Origin of the sequence: Streptomyces exfoliatus, from assembly GCF_000725545.1 — a bacterium.
Classification (GTDB): domain Bacteria; phylum Actinomycetota; class Actinomycetes; order Streptomycetales; family Streptomycetaceae; genus Streptomyces; species Streptomyces exfoliatus.
In genome coordinates this window covers 115,320-139,771 of sequence record NZ_JNZP01000012.1, presented here as the reverse complement: position 1 = coordinate 139,771, position 24,452 = coordinate 115,320, and the positions used below count along the sequence as shown (strand labels likewise).

Genomic DNA, 24,452 nt, shown 5'->3' with positions numbered 1-24,452 from the left:
CGCTCCTTTCTCGGGGGACGACGGGTCGGCCCGCGAACGATGCTGCCCACCCTCCGCCGCCCATACGCGGCAGATCGCCTATTGGCGACAAGTCGTCATGTGCGCCGCACGGCCGGCACCGAGGGCGGGGCGCGGCATGAGCACGGGTACGCGTCTCCCGGTCCGCGACGCGACGATCACCGGCCGGGCTCGTTGATCGTGCCGTGAACATCGACACCACTCCCCGACCGCGCCGACTCCTCGCCGCCGGCGTCACCGCCCTCCTGCTCGTGATCACCGGCGTCCAGAGCACCCACGCGAGCCCGCCCGGTCCCGGCTGCCCGGCGGCGGAGATCTTCGCGACGGACAACACCTCGGTCATCACCGACCCGGACGACCCCCGTCTCGAGACCCGCCTGACCCGGTTCGACCACGAGGTACGCGCGATCATCCGCGCCCACGGTGCCCGGCCGGCCGCCTCGACGCTCCTCGACGGCGTCTTCTGGTCCGCCGACCTGCGGCAGGCCACGTACGAGCGGTCGCGTGAGTTCGACGTCGACAGGGTGGGCCGCGACGGGCTCCACCACATCGCGGGCGTGATCGCCAAGGAGTACCACCAGGAGGCCGTGCTCACCTTCCGCTGTCTGCCGCGCACGTCCCCGGAGACCGACGCGGTCGAGATCGAGGTGCCCGGAGTGGAGGCGAGCGGCCTCCGTGAGGCGCTCGTCGCCGACCCCGAGGCCCGCGAGAAGCTCGGCGGCGGTTCGGTGACCCTCGACGGCAGGCTCGTCCTCGTCGCGCCGATCGCCGATCTGCCGCTGGCGCGGAGGTTCACGGCGGCACTGGGCGCCGACTGGGAGGAGGCCCAGGTGCGCTACGGCGACCGCGAGTTCGTGAGCTGAACCGGCGGTACGCGCGCGGGGAACGGCGATGGTCCGGCTCCGGCCCCGAGGGGAGCCGGAACCGGACCGAGGCTGCGGAGCTATCCGGCGTAGGTCTCGAACTCGGCGACCCGGGGGGTGCCGGACGAGCTGACGATCTGGAACGTGAGCTTCTGGAGGGTGGTGCGGGGGATGGTGATGACGCCGGCACCGCTGCCCGACGTCAGCACTGCACCGGTGTCGCCGTTGAGGACCTTCCAGGACCCGATGGCGCCCGTCGCCCCCGCCGCCTCACGGATCGCGAGGGAGGAGACGGTGGTGGCGGAGGCCCACTTGATCGACACCGATCCGGTCGTGCCGGCCGGCGACCAGTAGGTGCTCAGGTTCCCGTCCCGGACGTTGCCGTAGCTCGTACCGTCGGCCTTGCTCGAACCGTCGGAACCCGCCCCGATGCTGAGGTTGGTCCCGCCCGGCTGCGTCGGTCCGGGAGTGGGCGTGGTGGGACCCGGGGTGGGGGTGGTCTGCGTCGGACTCGGCGTCGGGGTCGTCTGCGTCGGGGTGGGGCTGGGCGTCTGCGGCGTGCAGCTGCCGTCCGACACCAGAAGCCCCTTGGCCGCGCCCGCCGTCCGGGCGACGACGTCCGGCACGCAGCCGGCGGAGTCGAGGGCGAAGGCGTACGGGATGGAGATCGTGGCGTTGGACTGCGGGTTCGGCCCCGCCGGGTTGTGGTCGGAGGTGCGCGCGGACCAGGCCACGTTGTCGAAGACGTTGCCACTGACCTGCCAGTAGCCGGCCGCGGTCGTGTAGAAGGTGCCGAGGACGTCCTTGGAGTCCTCGAAGTAGTTGTTGTCGACCTTGGCGTGCGCCCCCGCACGGGAGTTGATGCCGGACTCGTTGATCCGCCGGTAGTGGTTGTTGTACATGTGGGCGGTGCCGCCGCGCAGCAGGGGTGCGCGCGAGTCGATGTTGTCGTACAGGTTGTGGTGGTACGTGATGAAGCCGTTCGAGAGCTCGGTCTCGCTGGAGCCGACCAGGCCGCCGCGGCCGGAGTTGCGCAGGATGCTGTAGGACAGCGTCACGTACTTGGTGTCGTCCTTCATGTCGAAGAGGCCGTCGTAACCCTCCGACTCGCCGCCCGACGCCTCCAGGGTGACGTGGTCGACCCAGACGTTGCGGACGCTGCTCTCCATGCCGATGGCGTCGCCGCCGTTGGAGATGGGCGAGCCCGACTTCTTGACGTTCTTGACGGTGACGTTCTGGATGATGATGTTGCTGGACTCGCGTATGTGGATGCCGAGTTGGTCGAAGACGGCGCCGGCGCCGACTCCGACGAGAGTGACGTTGCTGATCTGCTTCAGCTCGATCACGCCGTCGGCGGTGTTGCAGCTGGTGCCCGACACCTTGGCGGTGTTGGCGTGGTTGACGGTCCCCTCGACCTGGATGATGAGGGGAGTGCTGCTGGTGGCGCGTCCGCACAGGGCCGCGTGGATCTGGGTTCCGGTGGTGGCCCGTACGGTCTGGCCGCCCGCGCCGCCGGTGGTCCCGCCGTTCTGTGTCGCGTAACCGGTGGCGCCGCCGGTCGCCGCCGATGCCTGGGGCATCGACAGGACCACGCCGGTCCCGGCCGCCAAAGCCATGGCTGCCGCTGCCGCGTGGAGTCGAAATGCGACTGGTCGCTTCATGCTCGCCGTCCTTCTTGTCTTCGAACGATGGGGGGGGTGGGGATTGACGTTCAGTCCAGAAGAAACCGCCCGTGGGCAGCCCTCGGTAAGGCCGCCCACAGACGGATGGAAAGCGCTTTCTGCCCGGGACAATAGGGTGACCCCAGGGGCGTGGCAATACTTCGCGCAGGGACTCCCGGAGGTGGCGCAGGAGGCGGAAGGGAGCGCTCCCACCCTCTTGCCGCCCGGGCCTTGATCACGTACTGTCCTTCGACGTGAACACCGGACCGGCGACTCGACGCCACACACAGACGGGCCATCCGGTGGACGACTGACCGCTCAGCGGGTGCCCCGGCGGCACCCCCGCGGTTCGGCGCGCGGACCTCCCCAGTGCTCGAGCACTGCGAGTCCACTTCCGTGTCGAATCAACAGAGCGAGGTCATCCACATGGCAGTCACGTTCAACCACACCATCATCGCCGCCAAGGACCGCCACGAATCGGCGACGTTCTTCCGGGAGTTGCTGGAACTCCCCGAGGCGCCCTCCTGGGGCCCCTTCGTCAACGTCCAGCTCGCCGACGGCGTCCTGATCCAGTTCGCCGAACCCCCGGTCGAGATCCAGATGCAGCACTACGCGTTCCTTGTCGACGAGGAGCTGTTCGACCGCGCCTACGGGCGGCTTCGCGACCAGGGCGTCGAGCACTGGGCCGACCCGCAGATGCGGCGCCCCGGCGAGACCAACACCGACCACGGTGGTCGCGGGGTCTACTTCAAGGACCCCGCCGGCCACGCGTTCGAGCTGATCACGCAGCCGTACCTCTAGAAGACAGCCGGCCGGGCACCCGAGAGGGTGTCCGGCCGGCCGTCGGCGAACGTCCATGGACGGTCAGGATCGGGTCACGACCGGTCAGCCGAGGAACTCGCCGTCCCGGGCCACCACCAGGCCCCCGTGCACCACCAGGTCCCGACGAGGCATGTCCACCACCACCTGCGGCAGGCATTCGCCCCGGACGAGGACGAAGTCGGCCGGGGCTCCGGCCGCGAAGTCGGCGCGCGCCAGGCCCATCACGTCCGAACCGCCGTGCGCGGCGACGTCGTAACAGTCCGTCAGTTCCTCGTCCAGGCGCACGTCCCGCACCCACCCGAGGATGTGCGCGCGGTGCATCATGTCGGCGTTGCCGAACGGGCTCCAGGAGTCGCGCACGCCGTCCGAACCGAGCCCGACCCGCACCCCGTGCTCGCGCAGCCGGGCGATCGGCAGGACCAGGGAGTCGGACGGTGCGACCGTGGTCAGGGTGATGTCCAGATCCCCCAGGTCCGCCGCGACCGCGCCGAGTTCACGGTCCGTCAGGCCCGGCAGGCAGAAGACGTGGCTGACCGTGACCTTCCCGGCGAGGGAGAGCGCACGCGTACGGTCGACGATGCCGCGCATGGCCCGCATGCCCTTCTCGCCCCGGTCGTGCAGATGGATGTCCACGCCGACGCCGTGGCGGTCCGCGATGCCGAAGACGATGTCCAGCTGCTCGTCGAGCGCCTCGTCGAAACCGATCGGGTCGATACCGCCGATCATGTCGACGAGACCTTCGCGCGCCGCCTCGTCGAGCAGCTCCGCCGTGCCCGGGGTGCGGATGACGCCGTGCTGGGGGAAGGCGACGATCTGCACGTCGAGCGCGTGGCGCAGCCGCTCACGGGCCTCGGCCACGCCCTCCACCCCGGCCAGTCCGTAGGCGGGCGCCACGTCGGCGTGGGCGCGCATCGCCCGGGTGCCCCGGGAGACGGCGTGGGACATCAGCCCGTACGCGCGCTCGCCGACGGGCCGGCGCTGGCTGCGGAACAGCTCGACGTCCTGGGCGACGTAGTCGGCGATGCCGCTCGCGGGCCGGCGCGACACCCAGGAGCCGCCCCAGGTCGTCTTGTCCGGGTGGATGTGGGCGTCCACGAGCGACGGCAGCGCGATCCGGCCGTCACCGTCGACGATCTCGGCGCCCCGGGGCGCCGGGCCGTCCGAGATCAGACCGTCGACGACGACGAGGTCCGTGGCCTTCGCCGCGCCGAACGGACGCACGTCGCGGAAGACCACGGTCCGCGCGCGACGCCGCGCGGCGGACCCGGACCCGGCGGCGGACGCGGTTCCGGCGGGGGACGCGGGTCCGGACGCGGAGGTCGCGGCCTGGGCCGGTACGGCCGTGGCGGCCGCCGTCGCCGTCGTGCCGGCGAGCGCGGCGGCACCGGCCAGCATCGTGCGGCGGGAGAGCGCGCCGGGGGAGGACGGGGACGGCTGCATGGAGTCTCCATTCGAGGGGACGGGAGTGTGCCAACGACGACGTCCCTGTTTTGTATACCAAGCTCGATGCGGCGGACAAGGATGTGGATCAAAGGATTCCAGAAGTACCGTCCACGTGCTGAAAGGGGAGGCGGGGAGAGGGGTGCCGATCGTCTTGGTATACGAAGGGCGTCAGGTGGCGCCGAAGAGCGAGCGCAGCGCGACGGCCCTGCTGTCCCGTACGTGCAGCAGGGTGCTCGCCGCGGCGGCCTCCGCGTCCCCGGCGGCGATGTGCCGGTACATCTCGGAGTGCTGCGCCCGCATGTGCGCGGGCTCCTCACGCAGGCCGAACACGAGCCGCAGCTGCCAGCTCAGCTGTTCCAGGGTGCGGGCGAGCAGCGGGTTGCCCGACATGGCCACGACGCACTCGTGGAACGCCGTGTGCGCGGCCACCTCGCGGGTCCCCTCGTCCGCCGCCGCGGCCGACTCGGCCTGGTGGAGCGTGGCCTCGAGGGCGCCGATGCCCCGGGTGTCGCCCGCCGCGCACGCGCGCGCCGCGAGCCGGGAGGCCTGGACCGCCAGCGGTTCCCACACCTCGTAGAGATGCTCCACGTCGGTGCGTTCGAGGCGGCGTACCCGCACACCGCTGTGCGGGAGCAGTTCGAGGAGCCCCTCGGTGACCAGCGCGCGGAGCGCCTCCCGTACCGGTACGCGGGACATGCCGAGCTCCTCGGCGACCTCCCGTTCGACGAGCCGGGCGCCCTGCGGGTACCGCCGGTCGACGATCCGCTGGAGCACGGCCTCCCGCGCGCGCGTACCGAGTGGCACGGGGAGGGACTCGCCGTCCGGACCGCCCGGTGTCGCGTCGGCGGCCGGTGCGCCGGCCGCGTCGGGACGGGGGGTCGCGTCCGGGTCCGACATCGCCGCGGCGGACTTCCTCGTGCCCCGCGCCCGAGCACCTCCGCCTCCGTCCCCGCCCCCGGCCGTCGAGCCGGTCCCGGTCCCGCGTCCGTCCACCACCTGTTCCGACCTCTTTCGTCCTCGTCCGCCCCGCGTTCGGGGTGCCCCGGGGCCGAGGATACGTCGACCCGCCGGAGGGCATCGGTCCGGCCGTGAAGGTCTGTTGGTCCCCGAAGTCCGGCCCTGTCTGTGGTACTGCCTTACCAGGACATCGTCACATGTGCGATGAAAAGCCGATTTCACATGGTTTCAGACGGTCGTACCACCGTGAAAGGTGCCATCTGTTGCAGGAAGATCAGAAACCGGACGTCCCCGAGGCGGGCGGCGAGCAGGGGGGCGGCAGAGTGGGGCGGGTGGTGACGGCTGACCTGCCCGGCCGCCCCGACCAGCACCGTCGTGCCCGTACGGACCGGATCGTGTTCGGGGTCACCGCCGTCCTCACGGTGGCCTTCGTCGTCTGGGGCGCCACGGCCACGGAGAGCCTGGAGAGCACGTCGAGCAGGCTCCTCGAAGGGCTGATCCGGGACGGCGGCTGGGCGTTCATGCTGGCCGCGTCCGGCTTCGTCGTCTTCGCCCTCTGGCTGGCCATCAGCCGCTACGGCCGGATCACCCTCGGCCAGGAGAACGAGGGCCCGGAGTTCCGGACGGTGTCGTGGATCGCCATGATGTTCAGCGCCGGCATGGGCATCGGCCTGATGTTCTACGGCGTGAGCGAACCCCTCGCGCATTACGGCGCCCCGCCGCCCGGCACCCACCCCGTCGACTCGGCGGAGCGGATGCAGACCGCCATGGCCACCACGCTGTTCCACTGGACGCTCCATCCGTGGGCCATCTACGCCGTCGTGGGGCTCGCCATCGCGTACTCCACGTTCCGCCGACGGCGCCGCCAGACCATCAGCGCCGTCTTCGTCCCGCTGATGGGCGAGCGGCGGGCCTACGGCGGGCCCGGCCGCGTCATCGACATCCTGGCCATCTTCGCCACGCTGTTCGGCTCCGCCGCCTCGCTGGGCCTCGGGGCGCTCCAGATCGGGAGCGGCGTCGAGGAGCTGGGCTGGCTGGAGAAGACCGGCACCGGGCTGCTCGTCGCGATCATCGCGGTCCTGACCGTGGCCTTCGTCGTCTCCGCCGTGTCCGGTGTGGCGAAGGGCATCCAGTGGCTCTCGAACATCAACATGGTGCTCGCGGGGGTGCTGGCCCTCTTCGTGTTCGTGGCGGGCCCCACCATCATCGTCCTCGACCTGCTGCCCACCTCGATCGCCGCGTACATCGGCGACCTGCCCCAGCTGGCCGGCCGTACCGAGGCGACCAGCGGCGCGAACATCCATGAGTGGCTCGGCGGCTGGACCGTCTTCTACTGGGCCTGGTGGATCTCGTGGACGCCCTTCGTCGGGATGTTCATCGCGAGGATCAGCCGGGGCCGGACCATCCGCCAGTTCGTCGGCGGAGTCATCCTGGTGCCCAGCACCGTCAGCCTGGTGTGGTTCGCGATCTTCGGCGGTACGGCGATGAAACTGAGCGAACAGGGCGACCTGGTGGGGGAGACGACCCCCGAGGGGCAGCTCTTCGCCGTGCTCCAGGAGTTCCCGATCTCCGGCGCCATGAGCCTCCTGGTGATGATCCTCGTGGGGATCTTCTTCGTGTCGGGCGCGGACGCGGCCTCGATCGTCATGGGCACGCTGTCCCAGCGCGGCGCCTTCGAACCCACCCGGCCCGTCGTCGTGTTCTGGGGCGTGCTGACCGGAGCGGTCGCCGCCATCATGCTCCTCATCGGCGACGGCCAGGGCGACGCCCTCGCGGGCCTGCAGAACCTCACGATCCTGGTCGCGGCGCCGTTCGTCCTGGTGATGATCGGGATGTGCGTGGCGCTGATGCGGGACCTGCGGAAGGACCCGCTCATCGTCCGGGGCGAGGTGGGCGTGGAGGTCGTCGAACTGGCCGTGATCGCGGGCCACGAGAAGTACGACGGCGATTTCGAACTGAGGATCGGCCCCGGCTCCCCGGACTCGGGAGGCTGAGCGCAGAGGGAGGTCGAGCGTGGAGGGAGGTCGAGCGCGGAGGGACGCTGAGCGCAGAGGTCCCGCTCACGCCCTTCCGGCCGCCTTCTGGCTCCGGCGGGACAGGGAGTCGACGACGACGGCGGCCAGCAGCACCGAGCCCGTGATCATGAACTGGACGGCGTTGCTGACGCCCATGATGTTCATGCCCGACTGGATGGAGCCGATCACCAGCGCACCGAGCAGGGCGGACCAGACCGAGCCGCGTCCGCCGAAGAGGCTCGTGCCGCCGATGACGGCGGCGGCGATGACGTTCATCAGGAGGTTGCCGCCGCCGGAGGTCTGGCTCGCGGACTGGATCTGGCCCGCCAGGAAGATGCCGCCGATCGCCGCCATGGTCCCGGCGATCGAGAAGACGGACATGCGGACGAACGGCACGCTGATGCCGGCCCGGCGCGCGCCCTCGATGTTGCCGCCGACCGCGAAGACCCGCCGGCCGTACGTGGTGCGCCGCAGCACGAAGTCCAGGAGCACCAGGAGGATGAGGAAGATCAGGAGCGCGAGCGGCAGCCCCTGGTACTGGTTGAGGATGTACGCGGCGGCGAAGGCGAGCGCGGCGATGACGACCGTACGCAGCACGATCTCGGCCACCGGACGGGACGGCACCCGGGCGGCCCTGCGGCGCCTTGCGTCCAGGAGCGAGGCCGTGAGGAACAGCCCGACCCCGACGGCCGCCGTCCCGTAGGCGGCGGCCGGACTGTGGTAGATCGTCGAGTAGAGCTTGGAGACGATGCTCTCGCTCGGGATGTTGACCGTGCCGCTGGTGCCGAGCACCTGGAGCATCAGGCCGTTCCAGGCGAGATTGCCCGCGAGGGTGACCACGAACGCCGGGACGCCGACCTTCGCGAAGAAGAAGCCCTGGATCAGGCCGACGACCGCGCCTCCCGCGATGGCGATCAGGAGCGCCAGCCACTCGTTCATGCCGTTCAGGACGTTGAGGACGGCGAAGATCGCGGCGCACAGACCGCTGACCGAGCCGACCGAGAGGTCGATCTCCCCGAGCAGCAGGACGAAGACGATTCCGACGGCGATCATGCCGGTGCCGACGATCTGCTGGCTGAGGTCGGAGAGGTTCTGGGCCGAGAGGAACGTGCTGTTCAGACTCCCGAAGACGGTCCAGATGATGATCACGGCGAGCACGACGGGCAGCGAGCCCAGTTCTCCGCTGCGCAGCTTGCGCCGGAACTCGCCCAGGTAGCCCTTGATGCCCTCCTCGCGGACGAGGAGGCGGGTGTCGACGGCGGGCAGGGCGCCCCGTGCCGGTTCCTGGCCGGCGCCGTCGCCCGTGCCGCCGCCGGTGTTCGCGGGGTCGGCGCGGCCTCGGTCGTGGCTCATCGCTCCTCCTCGCGCCTGCGGGCCTGACGGCGGGTGACCGCGCTGTCGGTGGCCCCGGTGATGGCGGAGATGATCTCCTCGGTGGTCGTGGAGCGCTTGTCGAAGAAGCCGTTGTTCCGGCCGAGCCGCATCACGGCGATCCGGTCGGCGACCGCCATCACGTCCACCATGTTGTGGCTGATCAGGATGGTCCCGAGACCCTGCTCGCGGAGCCGCTCGACCAGGTCGAGGACCTGGGCGGTCTGCTCCACGCCCAGCGCGGCGGTCGGCTCGTCCAGGATCACGACCTTCGGCGCGCCGATCAGGGAGCGGGCGATGGCGACCGTCTGCCGCTGACCGCCGGAGAGCGAGGCGACGGGGATGCGGACGCTCGGGATGCGGATGGACAGCGTGTCCAGGAGCTCGTGGGCCCGCTGGTCCATGCGGACCTCGTCGAGCACGCCGAAGCGGCGCAGCTCCCGGCCGAGGAACAGGTTGGCGACCACGTCGAGGTTGTCGCACAGGGCCAGGTCCTGGTAGACGGTGGCGATGCCGAGGTTCTGGGCGTCGTGCGGACGGTTGATGGAGACCGGCCTGCCCTCCCACGTGATGACGCCCTCGTCGGGCGGGTTCACCCCGGCGATCGCCTTGACGGCGGTGGACTTGCCGGCGCCGTTGTCGCCGACGAGCGCGACCACCTCACCGGGGTGTACGTCCAGGTCGAAGCCCTGGAGCGCCTGGACCGCGCCGAACCGTTTGGAGACGCCCCTCAGGGTGAGTACGGGTGACTCCGGCACAGGAACCGCCTCCTCGCCGCCGGGATGGAAGACCGCGCGGCTACTGGAGACCGGCCTCCTTGCAGGCCGCGGCGTACGTCGGGGTGCAGATCTCCTGGACCGTGTAGAGGCCGTCCTTCACGACGGTGTCCTTGATGTTGGTCTTGTCGACCACGACCGGTGTCAGCAGGTTGGCCGGGACCTTCTCGCCGCTGCCGCTGGTGACGGTGGTGGGCGTCAGGTCGGCCGGGAGCTCCTTGCCCTCGGCGAGGTTGACGGCCATCGTGGCCGCGATGTCGGCCTCCGGCTTGTACGGCTTCTCGACCGTGATCGTCTGGGTGCCGAGCAGGATCCGCTGGATCGCGTCGAGCTGGGCGTCCTGGCCGGTCAGGGGCACGTTCATGCCCGCGGCCTTGAGGGCGGTGGAGATGCCGGCGGCCAGTCCGTCGTTGGCCGAGTAGACGCCGACGATCTTGTCCTTGCCGAGGGCGCTGATGGCGCCGGACATCTGCTGGTTGGCGTTGTTCGGGTCCCAGTTCGGCGTGTCGTACTCCTTGCCGATCTTCACCTTGCCGTCCAGGACCGAGTGCGCCCCGGCCTTGAACTCCGCGGCGTTCGGGTCGGTCGGCGAGCCGTTGTGCATGACGATCTGGCCGCTCTCGGCCTTGTCGCCGAGCGCGTCGAGGAGCGCCTTGCCCTGCAGCTCACCCACCTTGCGGTTGTCGTACGAGACGTACGCGTCGACCGGGCCCTGCGCGAGACGGTCGTAGGCGACGACCTTCACGCCCGCGTCCCGGGCCTTCTCCACGGACGACTGGATCGACTTCGCGTCCACGGCGTCCAGGATGAGGACCTTGTCGCCCTTGGCGAGCGCCGTGTTCACCTGCTGTTGCTGGGTGGTGGCGCTCTCGGCGGCGTTGTAGTAGTCGATCTGGGCGTCCGGGGCCAGTTCCTTGATCTTGGCCTCTATGTACGGCCGGTCGAACTTCTCGTACCGCGTGGTCTTGCTCTCCGGAAGCAGGAGGCCGATCCTCACCTCGCCCTGAGCCGCCGACGCCGACTGGGTCGCCCCGCTGGTCGCCACCGCTCCCAGGCAGAGGGCCGTCGCTCCGGCCAGGGCTATCGCGCCGCGCAATGTACGGGTCATGGGAGGCTCCTTCCGTACGCTCCCGTCCCGCCGCCTCCGCGAGCCGCTGGGATCGAGGGCGTGCATGTGGCCATATATCGACATTAGCCTCAACCTGAGGACCGGCAAGCGGGTGACGCGGTCCCGGCCTCAAGGTCCTCAGTACACGTCCCGGACGTACCGCCTGTCAGCGGCCAGCTGCTTGACGTACACGCCCGCCGACTCCTCGTCCAGACCCCCGTGGGCGACGGCGATGTCGCGCAGCGCGCGGTCGACGTCCTTCGCCATCCGGGCCGCGTCCCCGCACACGTAGAAGTGCGCGCCGTCCCTGAGCCAGGACCACAGCTGCGGTCCGTGCTCCCGCATCCGGTCCTGTACGTAGACCTTGGCGCGCTGGTCGCGGGAGAAGGCCGTGTCCAGGCGCTCCAGGGTGCCGTCTGCCAGGAAGGCCGCGAGCTCCTCCTCGTAGTAGAAGTCGGTGGCGCGGTGCTGCTCGCCGAAGAACAGCCAGTTCGGCGCCCGGTGGCCGAGTGCCCGGCGCTCTTCGAGGAAGCCGAGGAAGGGCGCCACGCCCGTGCCGGGGCCGACCATCACCATCGGCGTCGTGGGATCCGCCGGAGGCCGGAACCGGGGCGCGCGCTGCACGAACACCGGTACCTCGGCGCCGGGTTCGGCATCGGCGAGGAACGGTGAGCAGACGCCCTTGCGGGGACGGCCGTGACGGTTCTCGTAGCGGACGACGGAGACGGTCAGGGACACCCGGTGCGGGTCGGTGAGCGGGCTGGAGGAGATCGAGTACAGACGCGGCTTGAGCCGGCCCAGGACCTCCGCCCACTGCTGCGCGGCGGCGCGGACGGGGTGCTCGGCGAGGACGTCCACGGCCTGTCGGCCCCAGGTCCACTGGGCGAGCCCGTCCCGGTTGTCGGGCCGCAGGAGCCTCTTCAGGTCCCGGTCGCCCGTCTGTTCGGTGACGAAGTCGAGGAGGCCGGGGGAGACCCGGGTGATGTCGAGGTGGCGGTGCAGCGCCTCGCCGAAGGGAACCCGGCCGAGGCCGGGGAGCTCGACCTCCGCGCCCGCGTCGAGACCGGTGACGCCCAGCCACTCGGCCACGAGCTCGGGGCAGTTCACGGGCCGCACTCCGAGGGCGTCCCCGCTCTCGTAGCCGAGCGGCGTCCCGGTCCCGCTCGTGTCGAAGGTGAACCGGCGGACCTCCTTGCCCGCGCCCGGCAGGCTGAGCAGCCGGTTCCCGACGAGCCGGGCGGGCGTGGCGGCGGGCGCGGAGCGTCGGGCGGGGGTCGGGGAGACGGGGCTCGGCGCCGCCGGGGGAGCCGGTGGGGCGTCGGCGAGCCCGGCGAGGACCTGGTCGAGCCAGGCGAGGGCGGACGTCTCGAAGTCGGGTTCGCAGTCGGTACGGGGAGCGAGGCGGACGCCCCCGAGTTCGTCGAGTCGACGGTCGAGGCGCCGTCCGTGCCCGCAGAAGTCGCCGTACGAGGAGTCCCCGAGCGCGAGTACGGCATAGCGGCGCCCGTCCAGACGGGGGGTGTCGGGTGCGGCGAGCGCGTCCCAGAACCCGGAGCCGTTGTCGGGCGCGTCCCCGTCCCCGAACGTGCTGGTGATCAGCAGCAGATCGGCGGCGGGCGGCAGCGTCCCGAGGTCGGTCTCGTCCATGCCCGCGAGCGCCGCCCGGTGGCCTGCCGAGAGCAGCCGCTCGGCGGTGGCGGCGGCGAAGTCCTCGGCGTTGCCGGTCTGCGAGGCCCACAGCACGACGACCTCCCGGCCCGTCGCGCGGGTGCCACCGGTCGCGGGGGCCTGGGGCGCGCGGGAGTACAGGCCGGCCAGGACCCCGTTCACCCAGCGGGCGTGGTCCGCGCGGAACGGCGCGCCGTCCGGCAGGACGGGCACGCCCGGCGCGCCCGTCTCCAGGCCGGCGAGGAAGCCGACGAGGTACTGCCGCTCCTCGGCGGTCAGGACGGGCGGCGGGGCCGGTGCGAGCCCGAAGGCGGCGGCGTGCCCGGCCGTCGGGCCGCCGCTCGGGATCACCACCCCGGTCGTCAGGGGGGTGGCCTGCGCGGGTGCCACGGAGGCGGGGGCGAGAGCCGCCGGGACCGCCGACTTCGTCAGGGCCACCGCGCACACCTTGAGCTCGGGCTGGAAGGAGAGGGGATCGACGGCGTCGTTGGTGACGGCGTTGACGCACAGCTCCGCGCCGAACAGGTCGTTCCAGTGGAAGGGGGCGAAGCAGCCGCCCGGCGCGACCCGGTCGGTGACCACCGCGGGGAGTACGGCCCTGCCGCGCCGCGAGGCGATCTCCACGGGGTCACCCTCCGCGATGCCGAGCCGCAGGGCGTCCTCCGGATGCAGTTCGACGAACGGCGCCGGGTTCAGTTTGTTGAGCTTGGCGACCTTCCCGGTCTTGGTGAGGGTGTGCCACTGGTGCTGGAGACGGCCGGTGTTGAGGAGGAACGGATAGGCGTCGTCGGGCATCTCGGCGGGGTCGATGTGTGGCCGGGCGTGGAAGACGGCCCGGCCGCTCGCCGTGGGGAAGACGGGCCCGGTGCCGTCGTCGGCCACGTACCGGATCGGGTTGCGGGCGGGGCCTCCGGCCGCTGCGGGCCACTGGACGGGGGTGTCCCGCAGCCGCTCGTACGAGACCCCGCCGAGGTCGTAGCCGGTCTTCGGGTTCCCCGCGCGCCTGATCTCCTCGAAGACCTCCTCGGCGCTGTCATACGTGAACGCCTTCTCGTACCCCATCGCGCAGGCGATCCGGGCGATGATCCGCCAGTCGGCGACGGCCTCGCCGGGCGGGTCGACGGCCGGCCGGGTGAGGGTGAGACCGCGTTCGCTGTTGATGAGGACGCCCTCCGTCTCGGTCCAGAGGGCGGCGGGCAGGACGACGTCCGCGTACGCGTTGGTCTCGGTGTCGGCGAACGCGTCCTGGGTGATGACGAGTTCGGCGGCCCGCAGGCCCTCGACGACGGTGGCGCGGTTGCCGACCGAGGCGACCGGGTTGGTGCAGATGATCCAGCAGGCCTTGATCTCCCCGTCCGCCATGCGCCGGAAGAGGTCGACGGTGCCCTGCCCGGAGCCGTCCGCGCGGATCGTGCCGGGCGGCAGGTCCCAGAGTTCCTCGGTGAAGGCCCGGTCCTCGGCGACCAGGACCGAGCGCTGTCCGGGGAGGCCGGGTCCCATGTAGCCCATCTCGCGCCCGCCCATGGCGTTGGGCTGGCCGGTCAGGGAGAAGGGGCCCGAGCCGGGGCGGCAGATCGCGCCGGTCGCCAGGTGCAGGTTGACCAGGGCGTTGGTGTTCCAGGTGCCGTGGGTGGACTGGTTGAGGCCCATGGTCCAGCAGCTGGTCCACTCGGCCGCCGTGCCGATCCACTCGGCGGCGGTACGGATGTCGTCCTCGGGTATGCCGGTGATACGCGCGACCTCGGCCGGCGGGTAGTCGGCGAGGAAGGCCGGCATCGCCTCCCAGCCCTCCGTGTGCGCGGCCACGAAGCCGGGGTCCGTGTGCCCGTTCTCGTGCAGCAGGTGCAGCAGTCCGTTGAGGAGCGCGAGGTCCGTGCCGGGCCTGATCCGCAGGAAGAGGTCGGCCTTGTCGGCGGTGGCGGTACGCCGGGGGTCGACGACGATCAGCTTCGCCCCTGCCTTGACCCGCTCCATCATGCGGAGGAACAGGATGGGGTGGCAGTCGGCCATGTTCGAGCCGATGACGAGGAAGGCGTCGGCCTTGTCGAGGTCGTCGTAGGAGCCGGGCGGGCCGTCGGCACCGAGGGAGAGCTTGTAGCCGGTGCCGGCGCTCGCCATGCAGAGCCGCGAGTTGGACTCGATCTGGTTGGTGCCGATGAAGCCCTTGGCCAGCTTGTTCGCGAGGTACTGCGCCTCCAGGCTCATCTGCCCTGAGACGTACAGCGCGACGGCGTCGGGCCCGTGCTCGTCGACGATCGCCCGCAGCCGGCGGGCGGTCTCCGCGACGGCGCGGTCGGTGCCGGTGGCGACGGGGGCGGCGCCGCGCTCCTCGCGGACGAGCGCGGTGGCCAGGCGACCGGGGGCGGCGAGCAGGTCGGCGGTGGTGGCGCCCTTGGTGCAGAGCCGTCCCCGGTTGGCGGGGTGGTCCTTGTCGCCCGTCGCCCTGAGGACCGTACGCCGTCCGTCGGGCCCCGCGCCGATGTCGAGGAGCAGTCCGCAGCCCACACCGCAGTACGAGCAGACGGTCCGCACCTGATCGGCCGTACCGGCCCGGGGGGCCGGCGTGTCCTGTGGGGTCACCGGGGCGCCTCTCTGTGGAACCGTTCGAGCCCCGACCGTACGAAATGCCCGTTACACCTGTGTCAACCAGGCCGATCATGGTCCGTAACGCCGGTCACACAGCGGCCGCCGGCACCCTGTGAGGCCCCCGGCCACGCGGGCGTCCCGCCGGGCGCCGTCCGTGCGCCTTCCCGGCGGTCACCGAGTCGCGACCCTTCACATATCGGGACAAGATGACATTTCGTGGCGCGCCGTTGCGACAGGAGACGGGTATGGCAGAGCTGATCGTCATCGGATACGACGACCCGGAGGTGGCCGGACAGGCCTTCGCCACGGTCCAGGACCTGCAGCGGGACTACGTGGTGCACCTGAACGGGCTCGCCGTCGTCTCCGTGGACTCCGACGGCGGGACCCACGTCGACACCAGCAGTCGGATCGTCGGCGTCTCCGCCGCATCCGGGGCCCTGTGGGGAACGATCTTCGGCATCCTCTTCCTGCTGCCAGGCGTGGGACTCCTCACCGGAGCCGCCCTCGGCGGGCTCGTCGGCAAGCTGAGCAAGTCCGGAGTCGACGAACGGTTCCGCCGGCAGGTGGAGGACCTTCTCAAGCCCGGGTCGGCCGCCGTCGTGATCATGGCCTCGAAGATCACCGACGACAAGTTCACCGTGGCCATGCGGCCGCACGGCGGCACCGTCCTCAAGACCTCGCTCAGCGACGAGGACGAGAAGGAGCTCACCGACCAGCTCGCCGGCACCGGGTGACCGGCCCCGCCCGCAGATCCGCCCCGCAGCACCGCCGGAACCCGCCAGGAAGGCATCCTCATGGACCCCGTCCTCAGCAGTGACGTGCTCGCGAAACTGCGACAGCCCCGCCCCTATCCCGCGGTGTCCCTCCTGATGCCCACGCACCGCCGCGAACCGGACAACGCCCAGGACCCCGTACGCCTGCGCAACCTCGTGGCCGCGGCCGAGAAGGCGATCCACGACGATCCGGCGGTGACCCGCGAGCGGCGCGCCGACGTCCTCGACCAGCTGCGTCGGGCGGTGGCCGAGATCGACCTCGCGCACGCCGAGGACGGCCTGGTGATCTTCGTCGCCCCGGGGGAGCACTACGTGTGGTCGGTGGCGAGGACCGTCCCCGAACGCGTCGTCCTCGCCGACACCTTCCTCACCCGGAACCTCGTCGCCGCCCAAGCCGCCGAACAACCCTCCTGGACCCTCACGGTGGCGGCCGACCGGGTCTCCCTGTGGAGCGGCGGACCCGAGCGGGTCACCGAACACACCGGAGACGGCTTCCCGTTCACCCGCGACCTCGACGACCCGGACGCCGAACGCGAGGAACGCGTCGGAGACCTCCCCAGCACCTATCAGGACGAGGCCACCCGCCGCTTCCTGCGCGAGGCGCACCAGGCGCTGCGCGCGGTCCTCGCCTCGCGGCCACGGCCGCTGTACGTGGTCGGTGAACCCGCCGCCCTCGCGCTCCTTGACGACACCGGCCCGCTCCTGCCCGGCACGACACCCGTCCGGCGCGGCGGGCTCGCGCGGGGACCCGCGCCGGCGGTGTGGGAGGCCGTCGAGCCCGCCCGTACCGCCCGTGAGGCCGCGGCGGCGACCACGGTCGTGGCCGAGCTCGACGCCGCCCGCGGCCGGCGTGAGTTCGCCGGCGGGATCGACGAGGTGTGGCAGGCCGTGAAGGAGGGCCGGATCCGGCTGCTCGCGGTCGAGGACCACTACCGGACCGTCGTCCGCGACCACGGCGGCCATCTCGAACCCGCGGAGCCCTCCGAGGCCGAGGCACGGGACGACATGGTCGACGAGATCGTCGAGCGGGCCCTCGACACCGGGGCCGAGGTCCAGTTCGTACGGGACGACACCCTGCTGGACATGGACCGCATCGCCGGCGTCCTGCGCTACTGACCACACCGCGGCACGAAAGTCGAGAAGACGAGAAGACGAGAAGACGAGAAGACGAGAAGAGGACGCATCCTGTGAAACCCACATCGGTGGGCGCGCGGCGGTCGGCCCGCGCCCGGGCGATGAGCGCGGCGGCCGCCGTCGTCGTCACCGCCCTCGGCGCGGTCGGCCTCGTGTCCTGTGACACCGGGAACGACGACACCGGCGCCCCCGCCCGCAGCCCACGCCCCACGGCACCCGACACGGCAGGCTTCTCGGGCGAACCGCCGTCCGCGCTCGCCTCGTCGGCCGCGGAGGCAGTCGAGTCCGCTCGCGCGTCCGCCTCGTCGGCGGCGGCCTCCGCTTCCGCGCGGGAGGCGTCGCGCAAGGCGTCCATCGGGACGGAGATCGAGCGTTCGCGCCAGGCGGCCGAGGACGCCCTGAAGGGCGTCGAGGGCCGCGGCAACGCGCTGGGCGAGGTCGCGATGACCGGCAAGCCCCGGGCGGACACCGCGGGCTTCCTGACCGTCCTCCTGACCATCACCAACAAGACGGACGACGAGGCCTCCTACGCAGCGCAGGTCGACTTCCTCGACTCGTCGGGCAAGGTCGTCGAGACCCAGTTCGCCGGTGCCGAGGACCTCGAACCGGGCGAGCGCGCACAGCCGTTGGTCATCAGCAGACAGCCCACCGAGCCGGTTCTCACCGCCAAGCTCGTCAAAGCGCAGCGGTACTGACACAGGAGGAGAGCGAGATGTCCGAACTCATCGTGCTCGGCTACGCCGATCGCGCCGTCGCGAACCGGGCCTTCGCCACGGTCCAGGAGCTCGAACGCGGCCATGTGGTCGAACTGACCGGCATCGCCGTCGTCACCGTGGACGCCGACGGCGAGACGCACGTGGACACCCCGGCCAGGAGAGAGGGACAGGTGGCCCTCTCGGCCACCGCAGGAGCCCTCTGGGGGATGGTCTTCGGCATGATCGTCCTCACGCCGGGGATCGGCGTCCTGGGTGCCGCCGTCGGAGGGCTCATCGGCAAACTGAACCAGATGGGCGTCGACAACAAGTTCCGGGACAAGGTCCGATCACTGTTGGAACCGGGCTCGTCGGCCGTCGTGATCATGGCGTCGAAGGTCATCGAGGACAAGTTCGCCGCCGCCCTGGAGCCGTTCGGCGGCACCGTGCTCACGACCTCGCTCTCCGAGGAGAGCGAACGGGAACTCGCCGAGCAGCTCGCGGGCCCCGGGGCGACGGGCTGATCCGGCCGACCGCGACGCCGAACCGGCCACCCCCTCCACGGGGGTGGCCGGTTCCGTAGGTGCGAGAGGCGTCAGAACTCGACCGCGTCGCGGATCAGCGGGCAGGTCATGCAGTGGCCGCCGCCGCGCCCCCGCCCGAGTTCGGCACCGACGATGGTGATGACCTCGACACCCGCCTCGCGCAGCAGCGCGTTGGTCTGGGTGTTGCGGTCGTACGTGAAGACCACCCCCGGTTCCAGGGCGACGGCGTTGTTGCCGCTGTCCCACTGCTGCCGTTCGGAGGCGTACACGTCGCCGCCGGTCTCGATCACCCGGAGCTGGGGAAGGCCGAGGCCCTTGGCGACCACGTCGACGAACCGGGTGTCGCCCTCGTCGGTGATCTCGACACCGGGCGCCTTGTCGCCGGGCCGCAGGGAGAAGGTGTGGACCGCGTCCATGATCTTCGGGTAGAGCGTGACGATGTCGCGGTCGGCGAAGGTGAAGACGGTGTCCAGGTGCATCGCGGAGCGCAGCTTCGGCATGCCGGCGACGATGACGTGCTCGGCGGCGCCGCTGCGGAACAGGGAGGCCGCGACCTGGGTGATGGCCTGGCGGGAGGTGCGTTCGCTCATGCCCATGAGGACGACGCCGTTGCCCACCGGCATGATGTCGCCACCCTCGAAGGTGGCCTGGCCCCAGTCCTGTTCGGGGTCGCCCCACCAGACGGTGGCGTCCCTGTAGTCGGGGTGGAAGGTGTAGACGGCCTTCATGAGCAGGGTCTCGCCGTGCCGGGCGGGCCAGTACAGCGGATTGAGGGTCACCCCGCCGTACAGCCAGCAGGTGGTGTCGCGGGTGTAGAGCGTGTTCGGCAGCGGCGGCATCAGGTACTCGCGGGCCCCGGTGGCCTCGCGGGCGAGGGACACGTATCCGGAGCGGAACGCGTCGGGCAGGTCGGCGGTGGACAGGCCGCCGATGAGGTACTCGGCCAGCTCGCGCGGCGCGAGGGAGTCGAGGAAGGCGCGGGTGTCGTCGATCAGTCCGAGGCCGACCTCGTTGGCGACGATCTTGCGGTCGAGGAGCCAGGCTCTGGCCTCGGGGATCGCCATGGTCTCGGCGAGCAGCTGGTGGAGCTCCACGACCTCGACGCCCCGCCGGGTCAGCTCGCCGACGAAGTCGGCGTGGTCGCGCTGGGCGTTCTCCACCCACATCACGTCGTCGAAGAGCAGGTCGTCCGAGTTCGTCGGGGTCAGCCGCCGGTGGGCGAGCCCCGGGGAGCAGACGAGGACCTTGCGGAGCCGTCCGACCTCGGAGTACACGCCGAGCGCCGGCGTGGCGGAAGCGTCGTTGCTGGTCATGCGGGGCCTTTCGGGACGGGGGAGCGGGGGCGGGGGCCGGGAGTGGGCGGAGGGGGCTCAGAGGCTGATCCAGCCGGCCGAGAGGGCCACGACCCCCAGGACGGCGCCGGCGACCGAGACCGCGAGGATCACCAGTTCGCGCGGGGTGAAGAGCTGTCTGCCCTGCTCGCGCCTGGCCTTGACGAAGAGGTAGGTCGCGGGGGCGTAGATGATGAAGGAGACGAGAACGAACTTGGGCCCGGCCGCGAACAGCAGGAACGCCGTGTACACCGTGGCGAGGACGCCCACGACCAGCTCCCGGCGGGTACTCGTCCCCGCCACCCCCTCCTGCCGGGGTCTCAGGGCGATCTTCACGGCGAACGCGGCGGCCAGGAGGAACGGGATCAGGCTGAGCGAGCTGGTCAGGTCCAGGGCGAAGTTGAACGCGTCGTCCGAGAAGGCGGTGACGACCAGGACGACCTGACTCAGGGAGGTCGTCATCAGCAGGGCGGGGACGGGCACGTCGTCACCGCTGGAGCGTCCCAGGAAGCGGGGCATGTCCTTGTCCTTGGCCGCCACGAAGAGCACCTCGGCGGCCATGAGGGTCCAGGCGAGGTAGGCGCCGAGGACGGAGACGATGAGGCCGACGCTGACGAAGACCTGGCCCCAGGTGCCGACGGCGGCCTCCAGGACGCCCGCCATGGAGGGCTGGCGCAGCTCCGCGATCTCGCTCATCGGCATGATGCCGTACGACACGATGGTCACCGAGGCGAAGACGGAGAACACGCTGAGGAAGCCGAGGACGGTCGCCCGCCCCACGTCCTCGCGGCGCTTGGCGTGTCGGGAGTACACGCTGGCGCCCTCGACGCCGAGGAAGACGAAGACGGTGGCGAGCATGGTGCCGCGGACCTGGTTGAAGAGCGAGCCCGCGTAGTCCTCGCCGCCGAAGTTGTCGGCGAAGACGGACGGCTCGAAGTAGAACAGCGCGATGATGACGAAGACGATGATGGGCACGACCTTGGCCACGGTCACGATCCGGTTGATCGCGGCGGCCTCCTTCACCCCCCGCCGGATGAGCAGGAAGAACGCCCACAGTCCGGCCGAGGACAGCACGATGGCGAGGGCGGTGTCGCCCTCGCCGAGCGCCGGTGCGATGGCACCGATCGTCGACATGATGAGCACCCAGTACGTCACGTTGCCGACGCAGGCGCTCGCCCAGTAGCCGAAGGCCGAGAAGAAGCCCAGGTACTCGCCGAATCCGGCCTTCGCGTACGCGTAGACACCAGCGTCCAGGTCCGGGCGGCGCACCGCGAGCGTCTGGAAGACGAACGCGAGCATCAGCATGCCGAAACCGGCGATCGCCCAGGCGATCAGCGCGCCCGCGACACCCGTCTCCTGGGCGAAGCGCCGGGGCAGCGAGAAGACGCCGGCTCCCACCATGGACCCGACGACCATCGCGGTCAGTGTGACGAGCGTCAGTTTGGCCGTGGGTGGTGATCCCGTAGCGGCGGTGTCCGTACGGGTGTCGGCGTTCGGCATGTCCTGCCTCTCGGTCGGCTGGAAGCCGAATCTAGCCCGATTAGTCACATATTTCGCCGCAGAGACCGCTTTACACCCTATGGGCTCAGCTGAACTGGCGCCCCGGCGGAGAGGACCCGACCATGGCGCAGCCGCCGGGTGCGGCCTCTCGGCCATGCCGTCCGAATGTCGCCGTTCGCATGGTTAAACCTCACTTGGACCAAGATCGCCGTTTCGAGCTAATGCCCCCGATCTGATGCGGCATGCCCGGCGGACCGGCCATTACTGTTCCCACCGGATCCGGACGGATCCCAGAGGGCGATCCCTCCACCTCTTCTCGTTCCCTCCCCTTTCTCCTCTTCACTGACCGGCGCACCCGTGCGTCGCCGGTCACCACCCCCCTGCGAAGGTGAGCAAGACCCATGACCGTCGACATCGGCCCCGACGTACAGCCCGATACGCCGAAGCAGTCCAGCCTCAGCACCGCCGCCGCCCGGAACCTCGCCACCACGACCAAGTCCGCCCCGCAGATGCAGGAGATCAGCTCCCGCTGGCTGCTGCGGATGCTCCCCTGGGTGGAGACCAAGGGCGGCGCCTACCGCGTCAACCGCCGGCTGAGCTACACCGTCGGTGACGGGCACATCGAGTTCGTGCAGGACGGTGCCCACGTCCGGGTGATCCCGCGCGAGCTCGGCGAACTCGCCCTGCTGCGCGGCTTCGAGGACGAGGAGGTGCTGAACGTGCTCGCCGGGCGGTGCGTCCAGCGTGACTTCAGCGCCGGCGAGGTCCTGGTCGTGCGCGGCGAGCCCGCCGAGCAGATCTACCTGATCGCGCACGGCCGGATCAACCAGACCTCCGTGGGCAAGTACGGGGACGAGGTGGCGGTGGCGGTGCTCGCCGACGGCGACCGGTTCGGTGAGAACGCCCTTCTGGACGCCGACGCCCGATGGGACTACACCGCCACCGCCGAGACCTCGGGCACGCTGCTCACCCTCTCCCGCGCCGAGTTCGCCGCCGTCATGAGCTCGGCACCGGCCCTCCAGGCCCACATCCACGAGTTCAGCGCGCTCCCGCTCCAGCGGCAGAACCGGCACGGCGAGGCCGAGATCGCGATGTCGGCCGGCCACACCGGCGAGGTCGAGCTGCCCGGCGCCTTCGTCGACTACGAGCTCAAGCCGCGCGAGTACGAACTCTCCGTCGCGCAGACCGTGCTGAGGGTCCACACCAGGGTCGCCGACCTCTACAACGGCCCGATGAACCAGACCGAGGAGCAGCTCAGGCTGACGATCGAGGCGCTCCGCGAGCGCCAGGAGCACGAGCTCATCAACAACCGGGAGTTCGGCCTGCTCCACAACGCCGACTTCAAGCAGCGCATCCAGACCCACTCCGGCCCGCCCACCCCGGACGACCTCGACGAGCTCCTCTGCCGCCGCCGCGGCACCAAGCTCTTCCTCGCCCACCCGCGGACGATCGCGGCGATCGGGCGCGAGTGGAACGCCCACGGGCTCTACCCGGACACCGTCGAGCTCGACGGCCACCGCGTGCTGGGCTGGCGGGGAGTGCCGATCCTGCCCTGCAACAAGATCCCCATCAGCAAGGAGAACACCAGCTCGATCCTCGCCATGCGCCTCGGCGAGGACAACCAGGGCGTCATCGGTCTGCGCCAGACCGGGCTGCCCGAGGAGTACGAGCCGGGCCTCTCGGTGCGCTTCATGGGCATCAGCGAGCAGGCGATCATGTCGTACCTCGTCACCACGTACTACTCCGCCGCCATCCTCGTGCCCAACGCGCTCGGCGTCCTGGAGAACGTGCAGATCGCCCGCAGGCGCGACTAGGCCCTCTCGTTTGGATCACGCCGGGTTCGCGGGCCCTGGCACCGCACCTCGCCGCGTTGTCGTCGGTTGCCATGGCTCCCTCCTCCGCCCCGCGAAGCGTCCCCTGGGCCCTGCGGGCCCGGGGAGGCCCCATGCACCAGACCCCGCTCCCTGATCCTGCCTGATCCAAACGAAAGACCCCAGCCGCGCCGGCCGCCGCCCAGTCCATCTCTCACCAAGGAGTCACGGATGCCCGAACCCGGGCTTTCCCCTCTGCAGTCGAGCCTGCCCGCAGCCGCCGGTCACTCCGACCCGGGGTGGATCCTGGGCGGTCCCAGCGGGCTCGGCACGACCAGCCTGTCCCTGGCACCGCGCCCGGAGGCGCCGGAGCCTCCGGCCCCCGCGGCGCCGATGGAGGGGCGGCCGATTCCCGGCCTCTACTTCCACCCCGTACCGGAACCCGACCCGGTACGGGTGGACGAGGTCAGCCGCCGGATCAAGTCCTGGGCCCTGGACGAGGTCCAGCTCTACCCCGACGACTGGGAGGGCGAGTTCGACGGCTTCTCCGTCGGGCGCTACATGGTCGCCTGTCACCCGGACGCCCCGAGCATCGAGCACCTGATGGTCGCCACCCGCCTGATGGTCGCCGAGAACGCCGTCGACGACTGCTACTGCGAGGACCACGGCGGTTCGCCCATCGGACTCGGCGGCCGCCTGCTCCTCGCGCACACCGCGCTCGACCCGCTGCACACGACGCGGGAGTACCAGCCCGCGTGGGCGGAGTCGCTGGGGGCGGACGCCCCGCGGCGCGCCTACCGCTCCGCCATGGACTACTTCGTCCGGCAGTCCACCCCCTCCCAGGCCGACCGGTTCCGGCACGACATGGCCCGACTGCACCTGGGGTACCTCGCCGAGGCCGCCTGGTCGGAGACGGACCACGTCCCGGAGGTCTGGGAGTACCTGGCGATGCGGCAGTTCAACAACTTCCGCCCCTGCCCCACCATCACGGACACCGTCGGCGGCTACGAGCTCCCGGCGGACCTGCACGCCCAGCCGGCCATGCAGCGGGTCCTCGCCCTCGCCGGGAACGCCACCACCATCGTGAACGACCTCTACTCGTACACGAAGGAACTCGCCGGCCCCGGAAAGCACCTGAACCTCCCCGTGGTGATCGCCGAACGCGAGGGCGTCTCCGACAAGGAGGGCTACCTGAAGGCCGTCGAGGTCCACAACGACCTCATGCGCGACTTCGAAGCCGCCGCCGCCGACCTCGCCGCCGCCTGCCCCGTCCCGACCGTGCTGCGCTTCCTGCGCGGCGTGGCCGTGTGGGTCGACGGCAACCACTACTGGCACCAGACCAACACCTATCGCTACAGCCTGCCCGATTTCTGGTAAG

18 protein-coding genes are annotated in these 24,452 nt (G+C 70.9%); 9 read left to right on the top strand and 9 right to left on the bottom strand.

Going from position 1 to position 24,452, the window contains the following annotated elements:
* Nucleotides 1-203 precede the first annotated feature (203 nt).
* Nucleotides 204-881 (top strand): hypothetical protein, encoded by a 678-nt coding sequence (locus IO20_RS0114865; protein WP_030545386.1) that lies wholly within the window; start codon nt 204-206, stop codon nt 879-881.
* Nucleotides 882-961: 80 nt separating this feature from the next.
* On the opposite strand, the gene IO20_RS0114860 is transcribed toward IO20_RS0114865, so the two are convergent.
* Nucleotides 962-2,542: a pectate lyase family protein gene (locus IO20_RS0114860; protein WP_030545384.1), complete on the bottom strand. Its 1,581-nt coding sequence runs from the start codon at nt 2,540-2,542 to the stop codon at nt 962-964.
* A gap of 426 nt (nt 2,543-2,968) precedes the next feature.
* On the opposite strand from IO20_RS0114860, the gene IO20_RS0114855 reads away from it, so the two are divergent.
* Nucleotides 2,969-3,343, top strand: a complete 375-nt coding sequence (locus IO20_RS0114855) for a VOC family protein (RefSeq protein ID WP_030545382.1) — start codon at nt 2,969-2,971, stop codon at nt 3,341-3,343.
* 84 nt (nt 3,344-3,427) lie between these two features.
* On the opposite strand, the gene IO20_RS0114850 is transcribed toward IO20_RS0114855, so the two are convergent.
* Complete coding sequence (locus IO20_RS0114850) at nt 3,428-4,804, bottom strand: amidohydrolase family protein (RefSeq protein ID WP_030545381.1); 1,377 nt, start codon at nt 4,802-4,804, stop codon at nt 3,428-3,430.
* A 171-nt stretch (nt 4,805-4,975) separates the two neighbouring features.
* The gene (locus tag IO20_RS0114845) at nt 4,976-5,704 is read right to left on the bottom strand and encodes a GntR family transcriptional regulator (protein WP_030545379.1); all 729 of its coding nucleotides are present in this window, start codon (nt 5,702-5,704) and stop codon (nt 4,976-4,978) included.
* A 323-nt stretch (nt 5,705-6,027) separates the two neighbouring features.
* Between IO20_RS0114845 and IO20_RS0114840 the strand changes: the two genes are divergently transcribed.
* The gene (locus IO20_RS0114840; protein WP_397792866.1) at nt 6,028-7,758 is read left to right on the top strand and encodes a BCCT family transporter; all 1,731 of its coding nucleotides are present in this window, start codon (nt 6,028-6,030) and stop codon (nt 7,756-7,758) included.
* Between the two features lie 66 nt (nt 7,759-7,824).
* Here IO20_RS0114840 and IO20_RS0114835 read toward each other — a convergent pair whose 3' ends face one another.
* The 4 genes from IO20_RS0114835 to IO20_RS0114820 form a co-directional block, all read right to left on the bottom strand.
* Nucleotides 7,825-9,132, bottom strand: a complete 1,308-nt coding sequence (locus IO20_RS0114835; RefSeq protein ID WP_030545375.1) for a sugar ABC transporter permease — start codon at nt 9,130-9,132, stop codon at nt 7,825-7,827.
* Entirely contained in the window at nt 9,129-9,908 is a 780-nt protein-coding gene (locus tag IO20_RS0114830; RefSeq protein ID WP_030545372.1) for an ATP-binding cassette domain-containing protein, read from the bottom strand. The genes IO20_RS0114835 and IO20_RS0114830 overlap by 4 nt, the downstream gene beginning before the upstream one ends.
* A gap of 40 nt (nt 9,909-9,948) precedes the next feature.
* Nucleotides 9,949-11,034: a sugar ABC transporter substrate-binding protein gene (locus IO20_RS0114825; RefSeq protein ID WP_030545371.1), complete on the bottom strand. Its 1,086-nt coding sequence runs from the start codon at nt 11,032-11,034 to the stop codon at nt 9,949-9,951.
* Between the two features lie 138 nt (nt 11,035-11,172).
* Nucleotides 11,173-15,234, bottom strand: coding sequence for a bifunctional nitrate reductase/sulfite reductase flavoprotein subunit alpha (locus IO20_RS0114820; protein ID WP_078945775.1), 4,062 nt, complete (start codon nt 15,232-15,234; stop codon nt 11,173-11,175).
* A 299-nt stretch (nt 15,235-15,533) separates the two neighbouring features.
* On the opposite strand from IO20_RS0114820, the gene IO20_RS0114815 reads away from it, so the two are divergent.
* The 4 genes from IO20_RS0114815 (at nt 15,534) to IO20_RS0114800 (ending at nt 18,411) form a co-directional block, all read left to right on the top strand.
* The gene (locus tag IO20_RS0114815) at nt 15,534-16,022 is read left to right on the top strand and encodes a DUF1269 domain-containing protein (RefSeq protein WP_030545367.1); all 489 of its coding nucleotides are present in this window, start codon (nt 15,534-15,536) and stop codon (nt 16,020-16,022) included.
* 60 nt (nt 16,023-16,082) lie between these two features.
* Nucleotides 16,083-17,177, top strand: coding sequence for a baeRF3 domain-containing protein (locus IO20_RS0114810; RefSeq protein WP_030545365.1), 1,095 nt, complete (start codon nt 16,083-16,085; stop codon nt 17,175-17,177).
* 119 nt (nt 17,178-17,296) lie between these two features.
* On the top strand, nt 17,297-17,890 hold the full coding sequence (locus IO20_RS0114805) for an FxLYD domain-containing protein (protein ID WP_030545363.1): 594 nt from the start codon (nt 17,297-17,299) through the stop codon (nt 17,888-17,890).
* A gap of 17 nt (nt 17,891-17,907) precedes the next feature.
* A complete protein-coding gene (locus IO20_RS0114800) occupies nt 17,908-18,411 on the top strand; it encodes a DUF1269 domain-containing protein (protein ID WP_030545361.1) in 504 nt (167 codons plus the stop codon).
* 71 nt (nt 18,412-18,482) lie between these two features.
* Here the strand turns inward: IO20_RS0114800 and IO20_RS0114795 are convergent, their stop codons facing one another.
* Both IO20_RS0114795 and IO20_RS0114790 read right to left on the bottom strand, forming a co-directional pair.
* Nucleotides 18,483-19,745, bottom strand: coding sequence for an arginine deiminase (locus IO20_RS0114795; protein WP_030545359.1), 1,263 nt, complete (start codon nt 19,743-19,745; stop codon nt 18,483-18,485).
* Nucleotides 19,746-19,802: 57 nt separating this feature from the next.
* Complete coding sequence (locus tag IO20_RS0114790; RefSeq protein ID WP_030545357.1) at nt 19,803-21,263, bottom strand: basic amino acid/polyamine antiporter; 1,461 nt, start codon at nt 21,261-21,263, stop codon at nt 19,803-19,805.
* Between the two features lie 401 nt (nt 21,264-21,664).
* On the opposite strand from IO20_RS0114790, the gene IO20_RS0114785 reads away from it, so the two are divergent.
* Both IO20_RS0114785 and IO20_RS0114780 read left to right on the top strand, forming a co-directional pair.
* Nucleotides 21,665-23,077 (top strand): family 2B encapsulin nanocompartment shell protein, encoded by a 1,413-nt coding sequence (locus IO20_RS0114785; RefSeq protein ID WP_030545355.1) that lies wholly within the window; start codon nt 21,665-21,667, stop codon nt 23,075-23,077.
* Nucleotides 23,078-23,305: 228 nt separating this feature from the next.
* A complete protein-coding gene (locus IO20_RS0114780) occupies nt 23,306-24,451 on the top strand; it encodes a family 2 encapsulin nanocompartment cargo protein terpene cyclase (RefSeq protein WP_030545353.1) in 1,146 nt (381 codons plus the stop codon).
* Nucleotide 24,452 lies beyond the last annotated feature (1 nt).

Coding starts and splice junctions, on each gene's coding strand:
- IO20_RS0114825 (WP_030545371.1), bottom strand. CDS start 11,034: ATGACCCGTACATTGCGCGGCGCGATAGCCCTGGCCGGAGCGACGGCC.
- IO20_RS0114860 (WP_030545384.1), bottom strand. CDS start 2,542: ATGAAGCGACCAGTCGCATTTCGACTCCACGCGGCAGCGGCAGCCATG.
- IO20_RS0114845 (WP_030545379.1), bottom strand. CDS start 5,704: ATGTCGGACCCGGACGCGACCCCCCGTCCCGACGCGGCCGGCGCACCG.
- IO20_RS0114795 (WP_030545359.1), bottom strand. CDS start 19,745: ATGACCAGCAACGACGCTTCCGCCACGCCGGCGCTCGGCGTGTACTCC.
- IO20_RS0114805 (WP_030545363.1), top strand. CDS start 17,297: ATGAGCGCGGCGGCCGCCGTCGTCGTCACCGCCCTCGGCGCGGTCGGC.
- IO20_RS0114815 (WP_030545367.1), top strand. CDS start 15,534: ATGGCAGAGCTGATCGTCATCGGATACGACGACCCGGAGGTGGCCGGA.
- IO20_RS0114835 (WP_030545375.1), bottom strand. CDS start 9,132: ATGAGCCACGACCGAGGCCGCGCCGACCCCGCGAACACCGGCGGCGGC.
- IO20_RS0114850 (WP_030545381.1), bottom strand. CDS start 4,804: ATGCAGCCGTCCCCGTCCTCCCCCGGCGCGCTCTCCCGCCGCACGATG.
- IO20_RS0114810 (WP_030545365.1), top strand. CDS start 16,083: ATGGACCCCGTCCTCAGCAGTGACGTGCTCGCGAAACTGCGACAGCCC.
- IO20_RS0114780 (WP_030545353.1), top strand. CDS start 23,306: ATGCCCGAACCCGGGCTTTCCCCTCTGCAGTCGAGCCTGCCCGCAGCC.
- IO20_RS0114785 (WP_030545355.1), top strand. CDS start 21,665: ATGACCGTCGACATCGGCCCCGACGTACAGCCCGATACGCCGAAGCAG.
- IO20_RS0114790 (WP_030545357.1), bottom strand. CDS start 21,263: ATGCCGAACGCCGACACCCGTACGGACACCGCCGCTACGGGATCACCA.
- IO20_RS0114855 (WP_030545382.1), top strand. CDS start 2,969: ATGGCAGTCACGTTCAACCACACCATCATCGCCGCCAAGGACCGCCAC.
- IO20_RS0114800 (WP_030545361.1), top strand. CDS start 17,908: ATGTCCGAACTCATCGTGCTCGGCTACGCCGATCGCGCCGTCGCGAAC.